Origin of the sequence: Variovorax sp. YR266 (genome assembly GCF_900107295.1) — a bacterium.
Taxonomy (GTDB): Bacteria; Pseudomonadota; Gammaproteobacteria; order Burkholderiales; family Burkholderiaceae_C; genus Variovorax.
Window position 1 is genome coordinate 1,080,348 of the sequence record NZ_FNPM01000001.1, and the last position, 19,870, is coordinate 1,100,217.

A 19,870-nucleotide genomic window follows, 5' to 3' on the forward strand; every position below is an offset into this window, starting at 1 on the left:
GGTTTCGCGCGGCTCATGCGTCATGACCGGCCTCCTTTTGTTGTTGTGGTTGTGCTTGCGCCTCGACGACCTGCACCACGCGCTCCATCTTCATGAAGCGCGATCCCTTGACGAGCACGCTGCCGAGTTGCGGCAGGCGCGCGAGCACGGCCGCGCCGAGCGCGTCGAACTCTTCGAAATGACGTCCGTCGGCACCGCCGAAAGCAGCGGTGGTGTGCGCCGTCGCAGCGCCCAGCGTGTAGACGGACTCGATGCCGCACTGGCGCGCCCGCTCGCCGACTTCGGCGTGGAACTCGGGCGAGCGGTCGCCCACCTCGCCCATGTCGCCGAGCACCAGCAGGCGCGGGCCCGGCAGGGCGGCGAGCACGTCGATGGCGGCGATCACGGAATCGGGGTTGGCGTTGTAGCTGTCGTCGACCAGCGTGAGCGCATGGCCGCCGGCCAGCACGATTTCGTTGGCGCGCGAACGGCCCTTGACCGGCTCGAAGGCCGACAGGCCCGCTGCAATGGTCTCGACCGACACGCCGGCCGCGAGTGCGCAGGCCGTGGCAGCCAGCGCATTGACGACGTTGTGCCGGCCCGCGATGTGCAGGCGCGCATCGAAGGCGCCGATCGGCGTGCGGATGCGCACGGCCCAGGCACCCTGCTTCCATTCGGCGCTGTCGAGCGAGATGTCGGCATCTTCCGATTCGCCGAAGGTCATGCAGCGGCGCGAGCCGCCGGCGTGCGCCATGTCGGTCCACAGAGAAGTGAAGGCGTCGCCATAGGGGAACACGGCGGTGCCGCCTTCGGGCAGCACCGCGAACACGGCGGCGTTCTCGACGGCCACCGCCTCGACGGTGGCCATGAACTCCTGGTGCTCGCGCTGGGCGTTGTTGACGAGTGCGATGGTCGGGCGCGAGATGGCGGCCAGCCGCGCGATCTCGCCCGGATGGTTCATGCCCAGTTCGAGCACCGCGCGCTGGTGCTGCGCGCGCAGGCGCAGCAGCGTGAGCGGCACGCCGATCTCGTTGTTGAAGTTGCCGGCGGTGGCCAGCGCGCGTTCGGCGCGGAAGGCGAACAGCACGGCCGCGATCATCTGCGTGACCGTGGTCTTGCCGTTGCTGCCGGTCACGGCGATCAGCGGCAGCTCGAACTGCGCGCGCCAGCCCGCGCCGAGCGCGCCGAGCGCGACCAGCGAGTCGGGCACTTCGAGGCCGCTGAGGCCGGCGGCCTCGAGGCCGTGATGCGCAATGGCGGCCACGGCGCCGCGCTTCTTGGCGTCCGCCAGGAAGTCGTTGGCGTCGAAGCGCTCGCCCTTGAGCGCGACGAACAGGTCGCCCTGCGCGAGCGTGCGCGTGTCGGTGTGCACGCGGGCGATGACGGTCGAAGCGTCACCCACCAGGCGCGATCCCGGAATCCATTGCTGCACCTGGGCCAGCGTGATGTTGAGAGGCGTCGTGTCGGTCATGCCGCGGCCCCCCTCTTTGCCAGCGCCTGCAGCGCATGGGTCTTGTCTGAAAATTCGATGCGCTGGCCGGCGATTTCCTGCCAGGCCTCGTGGCCCTTGCCGGCGATCAGCACCACGTCTTGCGGGGCGGCCTGCGCGATGGCGTCGGCGATGGCGGCGGCGCGATCGGGCTGCACCTGGGCGGCCTCGGGGCGCGAGAAGCCGCGCAGCACCTGGCTGATGATCGCGTCGGGCTTTTCGCTGCGCGGGTTGTCGCTGGTGACGACAACGCGGTCGGCCTGGCGCTCGGCGACGGCGGCCATCATCGGGCGCTTGATCGGGTCGCGGTCGCCGCCGCAGCCGAACAGGCACCAGAGAGCGCCGCCGCGCTGCTTTGCCAGCGGGCGCAGGCCGATCAGGGCCTTGTCGAGCGCATCAGGCGTGTGGGCATAGTCGACCACGGCGAGCGGTGCGCCTTCGCCGGTGCCTGCGCGGTCCATGCGGCCCGGCACGCTGGTGAGGTTGGCGCAAGCGGCCACGGCCTGGGCGAGCGTGAGGCCCAGCGCGCGCAGCGTGCCGAGCACGCCCAGCAGGTTGGCCACGTTGTACTGGCCGATCAGGCCGGTCGACAGGCGCTCCACCGCGGCGGTGCCGTGCTCGGCCACCGAGAACTGCAGGCCCTGCGCGTCGTAGCCGATGTCGCGCGCCACGAGGCGGGCCGGCTTGCCGCCGGCCGAGACGGTCCAGACGTCGAGCGCGCCGATGCCGGCGTCGATCAGGTTCGCGCACAGGCTGGCGCCGTGCGTGTCGTCGATGTTGATCACCGCCGCGCGCAGGCCGGGCCAGCGGAACAGCTCGGCCTTGGCCTGCCAGTAGGCGTCCATGCTGCCGTGGTAGTCGAGGTGGTCCTGCGTGAAGTTGGTGAACACGGCCACGGCGATCTGCGCGCCGTCGAGGCGGCGCTCGGCGATGCCGATGGACGATGCCTCGATGGCGCAGGCACCGAAGCCGCGCGTGACCAGCGAGCGCAACTCGCGCTGCATCATCACCGGGTCGGGCGTGGTGAGGCCGGTGTAGGTCAGCTCGGGCGGCACGCCGATGCCAAGCGTGCCCATCACCGCGCAGGGCGACGGCGCATCGCGCTGCATGGTGCCGTCTGGCCGCATCGCGCGCACGCCACCCGCCGCGCGCAGCGTGGAGAGCGATTCGGCCAGCCACCAGGCGGTGGATGTCTTGCCGTTGGTGCCGGTCACGGCCAGCACGTCGAGCAGGGCCGAGGGGTTGTCGTAGAAGGCCGAGGCGATCGGGCCGGTGGCGGCCTTCAGGCCAGGGTAGCTGACGATGCGGTCGTCGCCTTCGAAGCCGAAGGCCTCGACGCCCTCGTGTTCCACCAGGCAGACCGCCGCGCCCTGCGCCAGCGCGGCCGCCACGTGCTTGCGTCCGTCGGTGGCGGCGCCAGGCCAGGCGATGAAGACGTCGCCCGCGCCCACGGCACGACTGTCGGCGTGCAGCGCGGCCTGCGGCACGCGCTCCTTGAGCCAGGCCGCGGCGAGTTGAGGTGAAGTGAAGCTCAGCATGTTCAGAAACTCTCGTCGACGCCCTGCGTCATCACAAGCGGTTTGACCGCCAGATCGGGCGGTACGTTCATCATGCGCAAGGTCTGCTGCACGACTTCGCTGAACACGGGCGCCGCGGCGACGCCGCCGAAATACTGGCCGTCGCTGGGCTCGTCGATCATCACGGCGACGATGATGCGCGGCTTGTCGATGGGCGCCATGCCGGTGAACCAGGCGCGATATTTGTTACTCGCGTAACCCTTGCCGACCTGCTTGTGGGCCGTGCCCGACTTGCCGCCGACCGAGTAGCCGACCGTCTGCGCGCGCGTGCCGGTGCCGCCGGGGCCGGCGGCCATCTGCAGCATCTTGCGCACCGCCAGCGCGTTCGACGGCGAGAACACGCGCACGCCGACCGGCGGCTCGGAATTCTTCAGGATGGTGACCGGAATGATCGAGCCGTCGTGCGCGAACGAGGTGTACGAATGCGCCATCTGGAACAGCGACGCCGACAGGCCGTAGCCGTAAGCCATGGTGGCCTGCTCGACCGGCTTCCAGGTCTTCCACGGGCGCAGCCGGCCCGTCACGGCGCCGGGGAACTGGATCTGCGGCTTCTGGCCGTAACCGAGCGCGGTGTAGGTGTCCCACATCTCGTGCGGGGTCATCTTCTGGGCGATCTTGAGCGCGCCGACGTTGCTCGACTTCTGGATCACGCCTTCGACCGTCAGCGTGCCGTAGTTGTGGGTGTCGCTGATGGTGAAGCCGCCGATCTGGAATCGGCCGGGGCCGGTTTCGATCAGGGTCGAGGGCTTCACGCGGCCGGCTTCGAGTGCCATGCCCACCGTGATCGGCTTCATGGTCGAGCCGGGCTCGAAGGTGTCGGTGAGCGCGCGGTTGCGCAGCTGCTCGCCGGTGAGGTTCTGGCGCTTGTCAGGCACGTAGCTCGGGTAGTTGGCCAGCGCCAGCACTTCGCCGGTGACGGAGTCGAGCACCACCACGCTGCCGGCCTTGGCCTTGCGCGCGGTCACGGCATCGCGCAGCTTCTGGTAGGCGAAGAACTGCACCTTGCTGTCGACGCTGAGCTGGATGTCCTTGCCGTCGAGCGGCGGCACGGTTTCGCCAACGCCCTCGACCACGCGGCCCAGTCGGTCCTTGATGACCCGGCGCGAACCCGCCTTGCCGGCCAGCTCCTTGTTGAACGCGAGCTCGATGCCTTCCTGGCCGTTGTCTTCCACGTTGGTAAAGCCCACCACGTGCGCGGCAGCCTCGCCCTCGGGGTACTGGCGCTTGTATTCCTTGCGCTGGTAAATGCCCTTGAGGTTCATGGCCGCGATCTGCTTGGCGATGGGCTCGTCGACCTGGCGCTTGATCCAGACGAAGGTCTTGTCCTCGTCTTCGAGCTTCTTGTCGAAATCCTTCTGCGACATCTCCAGCAGCTTGGCGACCTGCTTGAGCTTGGCGCGCACCTCGGGGTCGTCGCGCTCGATGTCTTCCGGAATGGCCCAGATGCTGGGCGCCACCACGCTGGAGGCCAGGATGAGCCCGTTGCGGTCGAGGATGCGGCCGCGGTTGGCCGGCAGCTCGAGCGTGCGCGCAAAGCGCACTTCGCCCTGCCGCTGGAAGAAGCTGTTGTTGAGCACCTGCACGTAGGCCGCCCGGCCCGCCAGCATGACGAAGCCGAGCGCAATGCCCGCGACGATGAACTTGCTGCGCCACACCGGCGTCTTGCTCGCGAGCAAGGGGCTGGTGGTGTAGCGCACGCTGCGGTTGCCCCGGTTCATCGTGCGGCCCTCGCTGCGGTGACCGGCTTGGCCGCCGGCTTGGGCGTGGTCGGCGCAGGCGCCACCGGCGCGACCGCGGGGATCACCGTGCCGTCAGGGCGCACGTACTGCGTGATCGCCGGCGAGGTGGTGCGCATCTGCAGCTGCTCCTTGGCGAGCTTCTCGACGCGCAGCGGCGTGGCCTGTGCGCGCTTCTCGACCTGCAGGCGATCGCGGTCGGTCTCCAGGCGACGGGCTTCCTGCTGCACGCGGTCGAGCTCGGTATAGAGCTGACGCGACATGTACTGCGTGTGCACGAGGTACAAAGCCGTCGCAATGACGGCCAGCAGCAGCAGGATGTTGAGGCGGGCCATGATCAGTTGGCCCCGGTGCGTTCTGCGACGCGAAGAATGGCGCTGCGCGAGCGCGGGTTGCCGCCCACCTCGGCGTCGGACGGCTTGATGCGCTCCAGCGCGCGCAGTTTCATGACCTTCGGGGCGGCAAACGGCGCGCGGCGGTCGTAGACCTCCTTCGAGTGCTTGGCGATGAACTGCTTCACGATGCGGTCTTCCAGCGAGTGGAAGCTGATCACCGCGAGCCGCCCCTGGGGTTTGAGCACGGACAGACTCGCTTCTAGCGCCTGTTGCAGCTCTTCAAGCTCGGCGTTGATGAAAATCCGAAAAGCCTGAAATGTGCGCGTTGCAGGGTTCTGGCCCTGCTCGCGGGTTTTGACCGTGCCAGCCACGAGCTCGGCCAGTTCGGTGGTGGTTGAAATTGGGCCCCGTTCTTGTCGGCGAGCAACAATCGCCTTTGCAATCTGAACAGCAAACCGTTCTTCGCCATAGTCACGGATCACCTCTGCAATCTGCTGAAGTTCGGCCGTTGCCAGCCATTCGGCCACGCTCTCGCCGCGCGTGGTGTCCATGCGCATGTCGAGCGGGCCGTCGAAACGAAAACTGAAACCGCGCACCGGGTTGTCGATCTGCGGCGAGCTCACGCCCAGGTCCATCAGCAGGCCGTCGACGCTCGCGTCGGGCAATTCGCCCAGCGAGCGGAATCCCTGGTGGCGGATAGAAAAACGCGCATCGGAGATGCGCGCTGCTTCGGCCACTGCTTCCGCATCCTTGTCGAATGCGATCAGCCTGCCTTCCGGCGCCAGCCTGGAGAGGATTGCACGCGCATGCCCTCCCCGCCCGAAAGTGGCGTCCACGTAGGTGCCGGTTGCCGCCGTGCTGCCGGAAAGAAGGGCTTCCACCGCTTCGTTCAGCAAGACGGTCGTATGGGTCCATGGGGTGTTCACTTGAGTCCTCAGAACGCAAAGTCCTGAAACACATCCGGCATCTCGCCCTGGGTGGCCTCGGCCTCCTTGGCCTCGTACGTGGCCTTGTCCCAGAGTTCGAAGTGGTTACCCATGCCCAGCAGCAGCGTCTCTCGCGTGATGCCGGTGGCCGCGCGCAGTTCGGGCGACACCAGGATGCGGCCGGTGCCGTCCATCTCGACGTCCATCGCGTTGCCCAGGAAGACGCGCTTCCACCACTGCGCCGACATCGGCAGCGCGGCGATGCGCTCGCGGAATTTTTCCCATTCGGGACGGGGGAACACCATCAGGCATCCGTGCGGATGCTTGGTGATCGTGAGCTGGCCGCCTGCCGTCGCGCTCAGGACGTCACGATGCCGGGTCGGCACGGAGAGCCGCCCCTTGGCATCCAGACTGAGCGATGAAGCGCCTTGAAACACGACCACGAACCCCTGTGTTGGGAGTGCTGCGGCACCCGAAAGGGGCACTACCCGCACTTTTTCCCACTTAACTGCACTTTTTTGCACTGTAGCAGGAAACACTTCGGAAGCAACTGGCCGTTTGGGCTATTTTTTGTAATGGAATCAACGACTTAGCGCCGATTCCAAAACCATGGAATCGGCGAATTTCGTTGAAAATGAAGTACTTAGCTCACGCAATGAATGTGATGCGTGAAGGATTCCCCCGTTACAGGGGGAAGGAGAAGCGGCTTCAGAGAATGAAGCGCGAAAGGTCTTCGTCGTGACTTAGTGCCGCAAGGCGCTGGTCGACATAAGCGGCATCGATGCGGATCGATTGCCCTTCGAGGCGGGTCGCGTCGAAGCTTACCTCATCCAGCAGGCGTTCCATCACGGTCGACAAACGGCGTGCACCGATGTTCTCGGTGCGCTCGTTCACCTCGAAGGCGATGGTGGCCAGCCGGTTCACGCCTTCGGGCGTGAATTCGAGCGTCACGCCCTCGGTGGCGAGCAGCGCCTGGTACTGCTTCACCAGCGACGCGCGGGTCTGCGTGAGGATGCTTTCGAAGTCCGCCACCGAGAGCGACTGCAGCTCCACGCGGATCGGAAAGCGCCCCTGCAGCTCGGGGATCAGGTCGCTCGGCTTGCTCAGGTGGAAGGCGCCGCTCGCGATGAACAGCATGTGATCGGTGCGCACCACGCCGTATTTGGTGGTGACGGCCGTACCCTCCACCAGCGGCAGCAGGTCGCGCTGCACGCCCTGACGCGACACGTCGGAGCCCTGCGCTTCGCTGCGCGTGGCGACCTTGTCGATCTCGTCGATGAAGACGATGCCGTTCTGCTCGGCATTGGTGATCGCCTGCGTGCGGATCTCGTCCTCGTTCACCAGCTTGGCCGCCTCCTCGTCGATCAGCAGGCGCAGCGCCTCGGCGATCTTGAGTTTGCGCGTCTTGCGCTTGCCGCCGCCGATCTGGCCGAACATGCCGCGCAACTGCTCGGTCATTTCCTCCATGCCGGCCGGGCCCATGATTTCCAGCGGTGTGCGGGTCTCGGCAAGGTCGAGTTCGATCTCCTTGTCGTCCAGCTGGTGCTCGCGCAGTTTCTTGCGGAAGGCCTGGCGGGTGGCGTTGCCCGTGTCGGCCACCGCGCCATCGGCACCGCGTGCGGGGGGCAACAGCACGTCGAGGATGCGGTCTTCGGCGGCGTCTTCGGCACGCGCGCGCACCTTGATGCTTTCCGATTCGCGGGTCTGCTTGACGGCGATTTCGGCGAGGTCGCGAATGATCGAATCGACGTCCTTGCCCACGTAGCCGACCTCGGTGAACTTGGTGGCCTCGACCTTGATGAAGGGCGCGTCGGCCAGGCGCGCGAGGCGGCGGGCGATTTCGGTCTTGCCCACGCCCGTGGGGCCGATCATGAGGATGTTCTTCGGGGTGATCTCGTGGCGCAGCTTGTCTTCGACCTGCTGGCGGCGCCAGCGGTTGCGCAGGGCGATGGCCACGGCGCGCTTGGCAGCCGGCTGGCCGACGATGTGGTTGTCGAGCTCGGAGACGATTTCCTGGGGAGTCATGGACATGGTCAGAGCGCTTCCACCGTGTGGTTCATGTTCGTGTAAATGCAGATTTCTCCGGCGATCGCCAGCGATTTGCGCACGATCTGCTCGGCCGAGAGGTCGGTGTTGTCGATCAGCGCCTTGGCCGCCGACTGGGCATAGGCGCCGCCTGATCCGATGGCGATCACGCCGTCTTCGGGCTCCAGCACGTCGCCATTGCCGGTGATGATGAGCGAGGTGGTGGCGTCGGCCACGGCGAGCATGGCCTCGAGCTTGCGCAGCACGCGGTCGGTGCGCCAGTCCTTGGTGAGTTCGACTGCCGCGCGGGTCAGGTGCCCCTGGTGCTTTTCGAGCTTGGCCTCGAAGCGCTCGAAGAGCGTGAAGGCGTCGGCCGTGGCGCCGGCAAAGCCGGCGAGCACCTTGCCGTGATAGAGGCGGCGCACTTTGCGCGCCGTGCCCTTGATGACGATATTGCCGAGAGTGACCTGCCCGTCCCCGCCAATGGCGACCTGGTCGCCTTGGGGGGTCTTGCGGCGCACGCTCACGATGGTGGTGCCGTGAAACTGTTCCATCGCAGCCATCTGGGGGTGCGCCGCGGCAATGCAACCGCCATAGGGCGGCGCAGGTTTTAGTTTTTCCTAACCGTCACTGTCGAATGATCGGCAATGCCTACCAGGTTGAACAGCGCAGCAATCAACCGGTGCGCATCGACGAACTGCACGCGCTCGCCATTGGCATCGCGTGCGCGCACCCAGCTCAGCAGCGTGCCCACGGCGGCCAGGTCCATACGCAGCAGCGCGGCACACGAAATGACCGGGGCCGTGGTGTGGCGCAGGTCGTTGTCCAGCCGTTGCCAGCTCGACAGCGACTCGCCCCGCAGATCGCCCGCCAGCGCGGCAAAACCGCTGTCGGTGGACGGAAAGCTCTCCGAATCGCCACCGACCGACAGCAGCGACCACACCGAGCTGGGCCGGCTCGCGGGCGGCGCGGCCAGCGTGGTGCATTCGCCCTTCGGGTCTTGCCAGGAGGGCGGCGACACCTCGTAGGTGATGCAGTAGTTGAGCGCCACCAGCTCAAAGTCGTCGGGCAGGTGCATCAGGCGAAGCGCCGCAAGGTGCAGCTGCCACCAGATGTCGTCGGTGCCACGCTCGTTGTTGGGTGCGGCCTCGGACAGCACGGCCAGCAGTTGCGCCGAGCCCATGAAGCGCAGCTGCACCGGCGAGTCGGCCCAGTGGGTGAACAGCACGCGCAGCGGCGCGGCAGCCTCAGGCTCGACGGCGTGCAGCCCGCGCCAGTCCAGCGTCCACACCGAGCCGGCCTTCGACAGCGCACGGGTGAGCTCCATCAGGCCTTCGCGCGCCAGGCGCGTGGGACAGGTCCAGTCGGCATGGGCGCTGCTGCCTTCGGCAGCGGCCCCGGCCGCCTCTTCGCTGGCAGTGACGGCCTTGACGCTGCGGGCCAGCTCATCGAGCGAAACCCAGTCGGGGCCCATGCGCCGCATGCGCTGCGCATAGCGCATGCGGGCGGCTGCGAACTTGGCGGCGTCACCGGTTGCGCGGTACAGATCGAACAGGGCGCGCCAGCGGTTGTCGTCGCGTTCGGCCGCGGCGTCGTGCCCGCCCTCGGTGGGCGTCGTGCCTTCGGTGGAGGCCAGGGCCTGCAGCAGGATGGCTTCGGCACCGGTGTCGTCGCCGTGCGCGAAACGGATCACCGCCTCTTCCAGCGCGCCGTCGTGCGCAAGGCGCGACGACAGCAACGGCACGCTGGCGGCCACCGCCGGGGCATCGTCACCAGCCTCGGCTGCAGCCGCTGGCGGGATGATGGGCAACACGGCGGGCTCGGACAGCAGATCGTCGGTATGCACCGGCGGCAGCGTCTCGGCGCCGGCGTCAGGCGGCGGGTTGACCAGCGTTTCGCCGTTCGGGCCCCGCCCCTTCCACCACTGCTGCGACATCTGCTGCTCGATCTCGTCGATCTTCTTGAGCGTGAGCGCGCGGCCTTCCGATTTCTCGGAGGTGCTGTTGATGTTGAAGGAAGACGGCGTGACCGTCGCCTCGAAGGCGTGGGCGGCGGCCTCGCGCTGGCGCAGCTTGCGCAGCATGTCGAACTCGCGCCGGCGCACGAAATCGTTGCGCTGGCGCCGCTCGATCATCTCCTTCAGCATCTCGCGGCTGTAGGTCTGCTGGGCGGGCAGCGAAGAGTCCGAGGTCGAGGCGGAGGCATCCAGCTCCGACCAATCCTTCAGGGGATTGCGGACAAATTTGGCCACCTTGGAAAAAAGGCGGCCCGATTCTTCCTTAGGCATTCGGCGAAGGCTATCGAAGTCGCTGGGTTCTATCTACCTTGACCCTGTTTCAATCCCCGAACATCTTTTGCTTGAGTTCGCGGCGCTGTTGCGCTTCGAGCGACAGCGTGGCAGTCGGGCGGGCCAGCAGGCGGCCGACACCGATGGGTTCGCCGGTTTCGTCGCAGTAGCCGTAGTCGCCGGCGTCGATGCGCTGGATCGACTGCTCGATCTTCTTGAGCAGCTTGCGCTCGCGGTCGCGGGTGCGCAGTTCGAGGGCGTGTTCTTCCTCGATGGTGGCGCGGTCGGCCGGATCGGGCACGACCACCGTGTCTTCACGCAGATGCTCGGTGGTCTCGCCGGCGTTCTCGAGAATGCCGCGCTTGAGTTCTTCGAGCTTCAGACGGAAGAACGCCATCTGCTTTTCGTTCATGTACTCGTCGTCGGGCATGGCGATGACTTCAGCGTCGCTCAGCTCGGAAGGAGTCTTGGTCTTCCAGTTGTTGGCCAGCTTCGGGTCTTTCTTCACGGCCAGGGGCGGCGGCGGCACCAGCGCGGTGGAAGGCGCCTGCGAGAAGCTGGACTTGGCGGCGGTCGATGCGACAGATTGCGGCATCGAGGGCACGGTAAGTTGCGACAGCCGGGACACGCGGCCACCACGCGCGGCGGGTGCGGGCGTGGGGGTTTGAACGGGCATCGAGGGTGTCGCCGGGGCGGAAGTGGAGGCGGCAGCCGTTTTTTTCATGGGGATCGAGGGGGCAGAAGGAACGGCAGCAGGGCGGCCGACGGGTTTGGATGACGATGAGCCCGCGCCTGCGGTCTTGGTGGCGGCAGTTGCAGGCTTGGCGGACTTCTTGGTCGCAGCGGTCGCGGCCTTGGCCGGTGGTGCTGCGGGCTTTTTGGACGGCGCGCTTTTCTCCTTCGCTGCGGGGCCATGTGCGGTGGCGGAAACCTTTTTGGCCGCAGGTACAGCCTGCTTCGCAGCCGGCGCCTTCTTTGTGGCGGGCTTGGGTGCTGGCGTGGCCTTGGCGGCGGGTTTCTTCACGGTGACTGGCTCCTTGGTCGAACTGGAACGCGCTTTCACTGGGTGTCTCCTCCCATGGGAGCCACTTGCGGCTTTCAGACCACGCAGGCTCCCCGTTGTCGGGGTGCTCGCCAGTGGCGAACCCCGGGGTTATACCCCCGAAAGCCCACCAGGAACGTGCGGCGCCCCGTGCCGGAAGTCACATCTTGTCCACGAGAACTGGACATGGCTGCCGGAACAGGCGCGCGATTGTATAGAGAACTCGCAGGCGCGGGCGATGTCTCGGCGTGCCGGCCAACTCCGTTAGCATCACGCGGCGCTGTCTGTGGGAGCAGCGCGGCCCCGGGCCTTTGTCCATATGGCGCAGGGGGCCTATCCGTTCATTCGCAAAAAGAAAGCAAGTCTTGAACAAGAAAGTAGTTTTGGGAGTCCTGGCCGCGGCTATCGCCGTCGCCTACGGCGGCAGCACCTGGTGGGCCGGCACGCAAATCAAGTCGCGCTACGACATCGCCTTCGACGAATTGCCGAAGCAGACCGCGCTGGTGCGCGTGACCGAGCGCAAATATGAACGCGGCTTCTTCGGTGCCGTCAGCACCGTGACGCTGGAAATCGGCTGCGCAGCCGATGCCGCCGCCCCGGCAGCAGCAGCACCCGCCGCCGCCGACAAGCCCGCCGAGGGCGAGGAAGCCGAAGCAGACGAAGAGGAAGACGCAGGCGGCATCAAACCGCCCAAGCAGCTGCGCCTGACCATCCGCGACACCATCCATCACGGCCCGCTGGCCGGCGGCACGCTGGCAGCGGCCACCATCGACAGCGAACTGGTGCTCGACGAGAAGACGCAGGCCGCGGCGAAAAAGCTGTTCGGCGACGCCAAGCCCCTGAGCGCGCGCACCAAGGTCGGCTTCAGTGGCGCCTTCACGACCGACCTGACCGTCGCGCCCGCCAAGCTGGTCGAAGAAGGCAAGGGCCGCCTCGACTGGCAAGGCGTGCAGGCCCGCCTGGAAGTCAACGCCGCGCGCACCCAGGCGCGCTACGACCTGACCGTGCCCGGCCTGGACTTCAGCGAAGCGCGCAGCGGCGTGACCATGAAGATGGGCAAGCTCGCCGCCAAGGCCGACATGGACATGAGCGCCGGCTGGTTCCTGGCCACCGGCAAGACCGAAGGCCGGCTCGACACCCTCGAGTTCGCCGTCAAGAAGAAGGCTGCCGAGGACGGCGCCGCACCGGCAGAACCACCAAAGGCGCTGCCGGCAGTCGTGCTCCAGAACATCGAACTGGTCGGCGAAGCCAGCACCAAGGACGGCCTCTATGCGTCGAGCGGCACGTTCAGGGGCACCGGCAAGATCGGCGAGACGAAGATCGACAAGTTCGAACTGACCAGCGGCGCGCGCCGCATCCATGCCGCCGGCTACAAGAAGCTGGCCGACGCCTGGATGCAGTCCAGCGCCGCCAGCGGCTGCGGCAAGGGCGGCAGCAAGGCATCGCAGGCAGCCATGCAGGCGCTGGCCGAGCAGCTCGCCCCCGACCTCAAGGCCATGGCGAAGTACGGCCCCGAAGCCGGCCTCGACAAGATGCTGGTCGAAATCGACGGCAAGCGTGCCGAAATCGGCTACACGGTCAGCATGGCCGGCGTGACCGACGAAGACCTGCAGATGCCCGGCACCGCGCTGCTCATGAAGCGCGGCGTGCTCAAGGCCCACGCGCGACTGCCCATGAAGTGGATCGAGAAGCTGGCCGAAACCGGTGCAGAGAGCGGCCAGACGCCTCCGCCCGAAATGGTGGCCGGCCTGGTCGAGCAAGGCGAGCAGAGCGGGTTCGTGAAGCGTGACGGCGACGACGTCACCGCCCAGGTCGAGTACAGCGAAGGCAGCCTGAAGGTCAATGGCAAGCCGCTGGGCGGAATGGGCGCAACCGGCAAGTAAGCCGGCCCCGGCCCGAATGAAAAACGGCGCTGGCCTTTTGAGGCCAGCGCCGTTTTCTATTTCAGCAAGCCTTCAGCTCAGACCAGGCACTGCTCCAGCCCCTGCTCGAGAATTTCGCGCGGCAGCTCGATGCCGATGAACACCATGCGGCTCTGGCGCGCCTCGTCCTTGCCCCACTCGGGGCCCAGGTCGCTGCCCATCAGCTGGTGCACGCCCTGGAAGATCACCTTGCGCTCGGTGCCCTTCATGTTCAGCACGCCCTTGTAGCGCAGCATGCGCGGGCCGTAGATGTTGACGATCGCGCCCAGGAAGTCTTCCAGCTTGGCCGGGTCGAAGGCGCGGTCGGCCTTGTAGACGAAGCTCTTGACGTCGTCGTCCGTGTGGTGATGGTGGCCGTGGCCCTCGTGCTTGTGCGAGGGGTGGTCGCACGCCTCGCCATGCGCGTGGTCATGGTCGTGATGGTCGTGGTCGTCTTCCTTCAGGAAGTCGGGGTCGATGTCGAGCTTGGCGTTCAGGTTGAAGCCGCGCAGGTCGAAGATGTCCTTCAGCGGCACGTCGCCGAAATGCGCCTTCTGCTGCGGCGCGCGCGGATTCATGTGCTTCAGGCGGTGAATGAGCGCATCGGTCTCTTCGGCCGACACCAGCTCGCTCTTGCTGATGAAGATCTGGTCGGCAAAGCCCACCTGGCGGCGCGCTTCCTGGCGGTCGTTGAGCTGCTGAGGCGCGTGCTTGGCGTCGACCAGCGTGAGGATCGAGTCGAGCAGGTAGCTCTCGGCGATCTCGTCGTCCATGAAGAAGGTCTGGGCCACGGGGCCGGGGTCGGCCAGGCCCGTGGTCTCGATCACCACGCGGTCGAAATCGAGCAGGCCCTGGCGCTTCTTGGCGGCCAGCATTTGCAGCGCTTCGCGCAGGTCTTCGCGGATGGTGCAGCAGACGCAGCCGTTGCTCATCTGCACGATCTGCTCCTTCGATTCGGTCACGAGGATGTCGCTGTCGATGTTCTCTTCGCCGAACTCGTTCTCGATGACCGCGATCTTCTGGCCGTGGGCCTCGGTCAGGATGCGTTTGAGCAGCGTGGTCTTGCCCGAGCCGAGAAAGCCGGTGAGGATGGTCGCGGGAATGAGGGCCATGGGGATAGTGCTCCGGAAGCGGAAAACAGGAGATGGGGGCGGGAAATGGGACGAAAAGGCGTGGCCCGGCAGTTTAGCCAATGCCACTGAGTTGCGTTGGCGGCAGGGTCAAGACGGCGTCAGGCGGGCTTTCTGACCACCACCAGGCCCTTCAGGTACTCGCCCTCGGGAAACTCGATGGTCATCGGATGGTCGGGCGCGGCGCCCAGGCGCTCGGCGATGTAGCCGTCCACGCCCGCATCGAGCCCCGCCGAGGCCACGATCTTGTGGAACAGGTCGGCGCTGATGCCGCCCGAGCACGAGAAGGTCAGCAGCACGCCGCCCGGCTCCAGCAGCTTCAGCGCCAGGCGGTTGATGTCCTTGTAGGCCCGCGCAGCGCGTTCGGCATGCGCCACCGTGGGCGCGAACTTGGGCGGATCGAGCACGATGGCGTCGAAGGTGCGGCCCTGGTCGATGAACTCGCGCAGCACGGTGTTGACGTTGGCATCGAGAAACTCGGTCTGTATGCCCTGCCCCTCGAAACCATTGAGCGCGAGGTGGCCACGCGCCCGCTCCAGCGCGGGCAGCGACGAATCGACCGACACCAGCTCCACGCCTTCGAGCGCGCCCGCAGCCTTCAGCCCCGCCAGCGCCGCAACGGTGAAGCCGCCCGTGTAGCAGAAGCAGTTCAGCACGCGCCGGAAGCGCCGGTGCTGCGCCAGCTCGGCAAAGCGCTGGCGGCTGTCGCGCTGGTCGAGATAGAAGCCGGTCTTGTGGCCGGTCGCGATGTCGAGCGAGAGCTTCCAGCCGTGCTCGCGAATGGTGATTTCGGTGGGGCCATCGCCGCGCAGCCAGCCCGTGACGGGCTTCAGGCCTTCGCGCTCGCGGCCGCTGGCGTCGGAGCGTTCGTAGAGCTTGCCCAGGCCCGTGGCCTTGAGCAGCGCGTCGGCCAGAACATCTTTCCAGCGCTCGACGCCGGCCGAGAGAAACTGCGCCACCAGCGTGTCGCCATAGCGGTCGACGATCAGCCCCGGCAGGCCGTCGGCCTCGCCGTGCACCAGCCGCACGCCGTCGCTCTGCAGGTCGAACAGGCCGCGGGCGGCCACGGCGCGCGCGCACACCGAGGCGAAGAAGGCAGCGTCAATGCGCTGCGTTTCGACGAAGCTCCAGGCGCGCGCGCGGATCTTTGAAACGGGGCTGAAGGCCGCCCACGCGAGGAAGGCGCCCTCATGCGACTCGACGCGCACGGTCTCGCCGGAGTCGGCGCCACCGCGCGCGATGGCCGATTCGAAGACCCACGGGTGGCGGCGCTGCATCGAGCGCTCTTTGCCGGGTTTGAGGCGAAGTGTTTTCATTGTTCTTTGCTTACTTGTCGTTCTCTGGCTTGGCTTTCGCACGTGGGTGTGCCGCGTCGTAGACCTTGGCCAGGTGCTGGAAATCCAGCCGCGTATAGACCTGCGTTGTCGCAATGTTCGCGTGCCCCAGCAGCTCCTGCACCGCGCGCAGGTCGCTGCTCGATTGCAGCACGTGGCTCGCGAACGAATGGCGCAGCATGTGCGGATGCACCGGCGCAGCGAGGCCGGCCTTGAGGCTGCGCTCGCGCAGCAGCTTCCACACCGCCTGCGACGACATCCGCATGCCCTTGGCGCTGATGAAAAGCGCGGCCGCCGCTTGCGGGTCGCGCAGCCGGGCGGAGGTCAGCCCGGCGCAATCGCCGCGCACCACGAGCCAGTCGCGCACCGCCTCAGCCGCCTTGCTGCCCATCGGCACGATGCGGCGCTTGCTGCCCTTGCCGAGCACGCTGGCCTCCATCGCATCCAGATCGACCCAGCCCCGCGCCGTGTTGCTCGCCTGCGCATCGAGCCCCGTGAGCTCGCTCACGCGCAGGCCGCAGCCGTAGAGCACCTCGACGATGGCGCCGTCGCGCGCCTCGGTCCATGGGTCGGCCTCGGGGTCGTACAGCTCGGCGAGGCGCACCGCGTCGTCCACGCCCAGTGCCTTGGGCAGCGGCCGGCCGGCCTTGGGTGCGTGCACGTCCTGCACGGGGTTGAAGCCGATCAGCCCTTCATTGCCCAGCCAGCGGTAGAAGCTGCGCCAGCACGACAGCACCAGCGCAATGCCGCGCGGCTCGCGCCCGGCGCTGTGCAATTGCGCCATCCAGCGGCGGATGTGGGCGGTCTGCACGCGGTCCAGCGGCAGCTTTGCCTCGGCGGCACGCTCGCGCAGGGCCTGCAGGTGAAAGGCATAGAGCTCGACCGTGCGCGCCGCGAGCCGGCGCTCGACGCGCACATGCTCCAGGTATTTTTCGATCCAGTCCGGGGGAGTGGATGCGACCGGCTCAGAAGAGATAGCCATGGCCGGCATTGTTGATGATGGCTGCCGGCTCGCGCAATGCGCCCTTGGACAACGGCCCCAGCGCCCGCCAGCACGACGTGGGCGCCGCCGCGTACTGCACGTCGAAGCTCTGGTCGAAGCCGCTCTTCTTCACGAGCCGCTCGATGCGCCACAGATGGAAGGGCTCCGACACGATGACCACGCTGCGCACGCCGGCTGCCAGCAGCAGCGGACGCGACAGCGACAGATTCAGCCGCGTGGAGGTCGATGCAGGCTCGAGCACCATCGGCCCCGCAAAGCCCGAGGCCACTGCGTGTTCCCCCATCGTGATGGCCTCGATGCGGCTGTCCTCGGAATCAACGCCACCCGAAAAAGCCAGCTGCCTGACCAGGCCGGCTTTCGCCATTGCCAGGGCCACGTCGACCCGCCCCGTGAGGCACGGATGCGGCTTGCCGTCGAGGTACGCGCGGCTGCCGAGCACCAGCGCCGCATCGGCCGGGCGCTGCGGCGGATGCGCTAGCAGCTCTTCGGCATGCCACCAGAGGAAGGCTCCGATGGCCGCATACACCACCGCAACAGCCAGCACCCCGCCGGCCAGCACGACCTGCCACGGCCGCCGCAACCAGCGCGGGCGCTTCAAGGACGCAGCCGCGAAAGTCCGCCCGAGGCCAGCTCGGCGATGCGCTCGAGAAAGTCGGTGCCCATCTCGGCGTTGAAGCGCTGCGCATCGGGCGACGCCAGCACCAGCATGCCGAAGGCCGGCGACTCGGCGTCCGGGCGCAGCGGAATCAGCGCGATCGACATCGCGGCCTGCGGCTCGGGCAGCCAGTTGGCCGCCTCGAAGCCCGAATTGAGCCCGCAGTACGGCGAGGTCAGCGAGGTGGCCAGCGCCTTCACGTCGTCGCTCACCCACTGGGCATAGGCTTCGTTCAGGTATTCGCTGCCGCAGTCCCACACCTTGATGGCGGTCTGCGGCACCAGGAACAGCGACTGCAGGTCGACCGCGATGCGGTACGGCAGGCTGCGCGGGTCGCGCGTGGTCAAGAGGCCCTTGGTCCAGCGCTGCAGGCGGTCGGCAATGACGACGTTCTCGGTGCCGTGGCGCACCATGTCCATCAGGCGGTGCTCCAGCGCCTTGATCTTTTCGCGCAGCATCTCGGCCTGGCGCTCCTGCAGGCTCACGGCACGGTTGCCGTGCGGGCTGGTGAGCTGCACCTGCGCCAGCAACTGGGCATGGCGCTCGAAGAAGTCGGGCGTGTTCGCCAGGTAGTTGGCGATGTCGTCTTCGGTGATCGGGTTCATGGCGTTGGCGTCGTTGTTGTTCGTGAAGTTGGTCGTCATGGCAGCTCCGGCACCTCGATGTCGCCTTCGAAGACTGTGGTGGCCGGCCCGGTCATCAGCACCGGCTGCCCTTCTCCCTGCCACTCGATCGTGAGAATGCCGCCGTGTGTCTGCACGTCGACCCGGCGCTCCAGCAGGCCAAGGCGAATGCCCGCCACCACCGCCGCGCAGGCACCCGTGCCGCAGGCCAGCGTTTCGCCAGCGCCGCGCTCGAACACCCGCAGCTTGATGTGCGAGCGGTCGACCACCTGCATGAAGCCCGCATTCACCCGCTGCGGAAAGCGCGGATGGTGCTCGATCTGCGGGCCCTGCTCGGCCACCGGGGCGGTGTCGACGTTGTCGACCACCTGCACGGCGTGTGGGTTGCCCATCGACAGAACCGCTACCGAAACGATAGCGGTGCCCGCGCGCGTGCCAAGGGCAAGGTGCCACTTGTGCCAGGCGCCTTCGGGCTGCGGGTCGAGCCCGGCGATGTCGAAAGGCACGCGCTCGGTTTCGAAGACGGGGGCGCCCATGTCGACCGTCACGCGGCCGTCGGCGCCCATGCGCGGCTCGATCACGCCGGACAGCGTCTGCACGCGCACTTGCGTCTTGTCGGTCAGGTGGTGTTCGTTGACGAAGCGCATGAAGCAGCGCGCGCCGTTCCCGCACTGCTCCACTTCGCCGCCGTCGGAGTTGTGGATGACGTATTGAAAGTCGACGCCTGCCGCGGGCGAAGGCCGCACGGTCAGGATCTGGTCGGCGCCGACGCCGAAGTGGCGGTCGGCCAGAAAGCGGTATTGCGCGGCACTGAGGCCCAGCGTGCCGCGTGTTTCGTCCAGCACGACGAAATCGTTGCCGGCTCCCTGCATCTTGGTAAAGCGGATTCGCATCCCGGGATTATCGCCACCGGCACTACCCTTGGCGACCACGGGCCCAAGCCCGTGGCCACGAAGACGGAACGATCAGGCCTGGATGAACGCCAGCAGATCGGCGTTCACCTGGTCCTTGTGGGTGGTGCAGGTGGCGTGCGGCGCACCTGCGTAGACCTTGAGCTGGCTGCCCTTGATCATCCCGGCCGCAAGCTTGCCGGTGGCCTCGAAGGGCACGACCTGGTCGTCGTCGCCGTGGATCACGAGCGTGGGCACGTCGATCTTCGCCATGTCGGGGCGGAAGTCGGTTTCCGAGAACGCGGTCACGCAGTCGATGGTGGCCTTGATCGAGGCCTGCAGCGCGATCTGCAGCGTCTGCTTGAAGACGCCTTGCGACACCTTGGCGCCGGGGCGATTGGTGCCGTAGAAGAGCGTGCTGAAGTCGTCGAGGAACTGCGGGCGGTCGGCGGCCAGGCCGGCGCGGATACCGGCGAACAGCGAGGCGTCGGGGCCCACGGGGTGGTCGGCCGTCTTCATGAACAGCGGCGTCACGGCGCTGATGAGCGCGAGCTTGGCCACGCGAGCGCTGCCCTTGCGCGCGATGTAGCGCGTCACGTCGCCGCCGCCCATCGAGAAGCCCGCGAGGATCACGTCCTTCAGATCGAGCTTTTCGATCAGCTCGGCGATGTCGTCGGCGAAGGTGTCGTAGTCGTAGCCGGTCCAGGGCTGGCTCGATCGGCCGAAGCCACGGCGGTCGAACGCGATGGTGCGGTAGCCACGCTCCGCGAAGAACAGCATCTGGGCGTCCCACATGTCGGCGCTGAGCGGCCAGCCGTGGCTGAAGAGAATGGGCTGGCCCGAGCCCCAGTCCTTGTAATAGAGCTCGGTGCCGTCGCGCAGTGTGAGTGTGGTCATGGTTTTCCAGTGGAGTGAAAAAAAGAAAAAAGGAAGGGAAG

The 19,870-nt window shown here is 67.1% G+C and carries 18 protein-coding genes; 1 reads left to right on the forward strand and 17 read right to left on the reverse strand.

Features of this window, described 5'->3' with window-relative positions:
- Positions 1-13 precede the first annotated feature (13 nt).
- The 10 genes from murF to dksA form a co-directional block, all read right to left on the reverse strand.
- Positions 14-1,450 (reverse strand): UDP-N-acetylmuramoyl-tripeptide--D-alanyl-D-alanine ligase, encoded by a 1,437-nt coding sequence (gene murF / locus BLW48_RS04990; RefSeq protein ID WP_093173054.1) that lies wholly within the window; start codon positions 1,448-1,450, stop codon positions 14-16.
- Positions 1,447-3,006 (reverse strand): UDP-N-acetylmuramoyl-L-alanyl-D-glutamate--2,6-diaminopimelate ligase, encoded by a 1,560-nt coding sequence (locus BLW48_RS04995; RefSeq protein ID WP_093173056.1) that lies wholly within the window; start codon positions 3,004-3,006, stop codon positions 1,447-1,449. Before BLW48_RS04995 ends, murF begins: the two co-directional genes overlap by 4 nt.
- Positions 3,007-3,008: 2 nt before the next feature.
- The gene (locus BLW48_RS05000) at positions 3,009-4,763 is read right to left on the reverse strand and encodes a peptidoglycan D,D-transpeptidase FtsI family protein (protein ID WP_093056277.1); all 1,755 of its coding nucleotides are present in this window, start codon (positions 4,761-4,763) and stop codon (positions 3,009-3,011) included.
- Entirely contained in the window at positions 4,760-5,116 is a 357-nt protein-coding gene (ftsL, locus tag BLW48_RS05005; RefSeq protein WP_093056279.1) for a cell division protein FtsL, read from the reverse strand. The genes BLW48_RS05000 and ftsL overlap by 4 nt, the downstream gene beginning before the upstream one ends.
- 2 nt (positions 5,117-5,118) lie before the next feature.
- Positions 5,119-6,042 (reverse strand): 16S rRNA (cytosine(1402)-N(4))-methyltransferase RsmH, encoded by a 924-nt coding sequence (gene rsmH, locus BLW48_RS05010; protein WP_093056281.1) that lies wholly within the window; start codon positions 6,040-6,042, stop codon positions 5,119-5,121.
- 8 nt (positions 6,043-6,050) lie between these two features.
- On the reverse strand, positions 6,051-6,479 hold the full coding sequence (gene mraZ, locus BLW48_RS05015) for a division/cell wall cluster transcriptional repressor MraZ (RefSeq protein WP_081270207.1): 429 nt from the start codon (positions 6,477-6,479) through the stop codon (positions 6,051-6,053).
- 271 nt (positions 6,480-6,750) lie between these two features.
- Positions 6,751-8,073, reverse strand: a complete 1,323-nt coding sequence (hslU, locus tag BLW48_RS05020) for an ATP-dependent protease ATPase subunit HslU (RefSeq protein ID WP_093173057.1) — start codon at positions 8,071-8,073, stop codon at positions 6,751-6,753.
- Positions 8,074-8,075: 2 nt separating this feature from the next.
- Entirely contained in the window at positions 8,076-8,621 is a 546-nt protein-coding gene (gene hslV / locus BLW48_RS05025; protein WP_042578379.1) for an ATP-dependent protease subunit HslV, read from the reverse strand.
- Positions 8,622-8,677: 56 nt separating this feature from the next.
- Positions 8,678-10,354, reverse strand: coding sequence for an STAS domain-containing protein (locus BLW48_RS05030; RefSeq protein WP_093173059.1), 1,677 nt, complete (start codon positions 10,352-10,354; stop codon positions 8,678-8,680).
- A 49-nt stretch (positions 10,355-10,403) separates the two neighbouring features.
- Complete coding sequence (gene dksA, locus BLW48_RS35780) at positions 10,404-11,378, reverse strand: RNA polymerase-binding protein DksA (protein ID WP_256216869.1); 975 nt, start codon at positions 11,376-11,378, stop codon at positions 10,404-10,406.
- 383 nt (positions 11,379-11,761) lie between these two features.
- On the opposite strand from dksA, the gene BLW48_RS05045 reads away from it, so the two are divergent.
- Entirely contained in the window at positions 11,762-13,279 is a 1,518-nt protein-coding gene (locus tag BLW48_RS05045; protein ID WP_256330699.1) for a YdgA family protein, read from the forward strand.
- A gap of 77 nt (positions 13,280-13,356) precedes the next feature.
- On the opposite strand, the gene BLW48_RS05050 is transcribed toward BLW48_RS05045, so the two are convergent.
- The 7 genes from BLW48_RS05050 to BLW48_RS05080 form a co-directional block, all read right to left on the reverse strand.
- Positions 13,357-14,409 (reverse strand): CobW family GTP-binding protein, encoded by a 1,053-nt coding sequence (locus tag BLW48_RS05050; RefSeq protein WP_093056291.1) that lies wholly within the window; start codon positions 14,407-14,409, stop codon positions 13,357-13,359.
- 119 nt (positions 14,410-14,528) lie between these two features.
- Entirely contained in the window at positions 14,529-15,743 is a 1,215-nt protein-coding gene (locus BLW48_RS05055) for a class I SAM-dependent rRNA methyltransferase (protein ID WP_093173063.1), read from the reverse strand.
- 10 nt (positions 15,744-15,753) lie between these two features.
- Positions 15,754-16,743, reverse strand: a complete 990-nt coding sequence (locus tag BLW48_RS05060; protein ID WP_093173274.1) for a tyrosine recombinase XerC — start codon at positions 16,741-16,743, stop codon at positions 15,754-15,756.
- A complete protein-coding gene (locus BLW48_RS05065) occupies positions 16,727-17,362 on the reverse strand; it encodes a YdcF family protein (RefSeq protein ID WP_093173065.1) in 636 nt (211 codons plus the stop codon). The genes BLW48_RS05060 and BLW48_RS05065 overlap by 17 nt, the downstream gene beginning before the upstream one ends.
- A complete protein-coding gene (locus tag BLW48_RS05070; protein WP_093056297.1) occupies positions 17,359-18,063 on the reverse strand; it encodes a DUF484 family protein in 705 nt (234 codons plus the stop codon). The genes BLW48_RS05065 and BLW48_RS05070 overlap by 4 nt, the downstream gene beginning before the upstream one ends.
- A complete protein-coding gene (gene dapF, locus BLW48_RS05075) occupies positions 18,060-18,935 on the reverse strand; it encodes a diaminopimelate epimerase (protein ID WP_093173067.1) in 876 nt (291 codons plus the stop codon). The genes BLW48_RS05070 and dapF overlap by 4 nt, the downstream gene beginning before the upstream one ends.
- Before the next feature lie 72 nt (positions 18,936-19,007).
- Complete coding sequence (locus BLW48_RS05080; RefSeq protein ID WP_093056301.1) at positions 19,008-19,829, reverse strand: alpha/beta fold hydrolase; 822 nt, start codon at positions 19,827-19,829, stop codon at positions 19,008-19,010.
- Positions 19,830-19,870: the final 41 nt, after the last annotated feature.

What these genes read in the sequence shown, in the direction of transcription:
- murF (WP_093173054.1), bottom strand. Translation starts at nt 1,450, where the DNA reads ATGACCGACACGACGCCTCTCAACATCACGCTGGCCCAGGTGCAGCAA.
- BLW48_RS04995 (WP_093173056.1), bottom strand. Translation starts at nt 3,006, where the DNA reads ATGCTGAGCTTCACTTCACCTCAACTCGCCGCGGCCTGGCTCAAGGAG.
- BLW48_RS05000 (WP_093056277.1), bottom strand. Translation starts at nt 4,763, where the DNA reads ATGAACCGGGGCAACCGCAGCGTGCGCTACACCACCAGCCCCTTGCTC.
- ftsL (WP_093056279.1), bottom strand. Translation starts at nt 5,116, where the DNA reads ATGGCCCGCCTCAACATCCTGCTGCTGCTGGCCGTCATTGCGACGGCT.
- hslU (WP_093173057.1), bottom strand. Translation starts at nt 8,073, where the DNA reads ATGTCCATGACTCCCCAGGAAATCGTCTCCGAGCTCGACAACCACATC.
- hslV (WP_042578379.1), bottom strand. Translation starts at nt 8,621, where the DNA reads ATGGAACAGTTTCACGGCACCACCATCGTGAGCGTGCGCCGCAAGACC.
- BLW48_RS05030 (WP_093173059.1), bottom strand. Translation starts at nt 10,354, where the DNA reads ATGCCTAAGGAAGAATCGGGCCGCCTTTTTTCCAAGGTGGCCAAATTT.
- BLW48_RS05050 (WP_093056291.1), bottom strand. Translation starts at nt 14,409, where the DNA reads ATGGCCCTCATTCCCGCGACCATCCTCACCGGCTTTCTCGGCTCGGGC.
- BLW48_RS05055 (WP_093173063.1), bottom strand. Translation starts at nt 15,743, where the DNA reads ATGAAAACACTTCGCCTCAAACCCGGCAAAGAGCGCTCGATGCAGCGC.
- BLW48_RS05060 (WP_093173274.1), bottom strand. Translation starts at nt 16,743, where the DNA reads ATGGCTATCTCTTCTGAGCCGGTCGCATCCACTCCCCCGGACTGGATC.
- BLW48_RS05070 (WP_093056297.1), bottom strand. Translation starts at nt 18,063, where the DNA reads ATGACGACCAACTTCACGAACAACAACGACGCCAACGCCATGAACCCG.
- dapF (WP_093173067.1), bottom strand. Translation starts at nt 18,935, where the DNA reads ATGCGAATCCGCTTTACCAAGATGCAGGGAGCCGGCAACGATTTCGTC.
- BLW48_RS05080 (WP_093056301.1), bottom strand. Translation starts at nt 19,829, where the DNA reads ATGACCACACTCACACTGCGCGACGGCACCGAGCTCTATTACAAGGAC.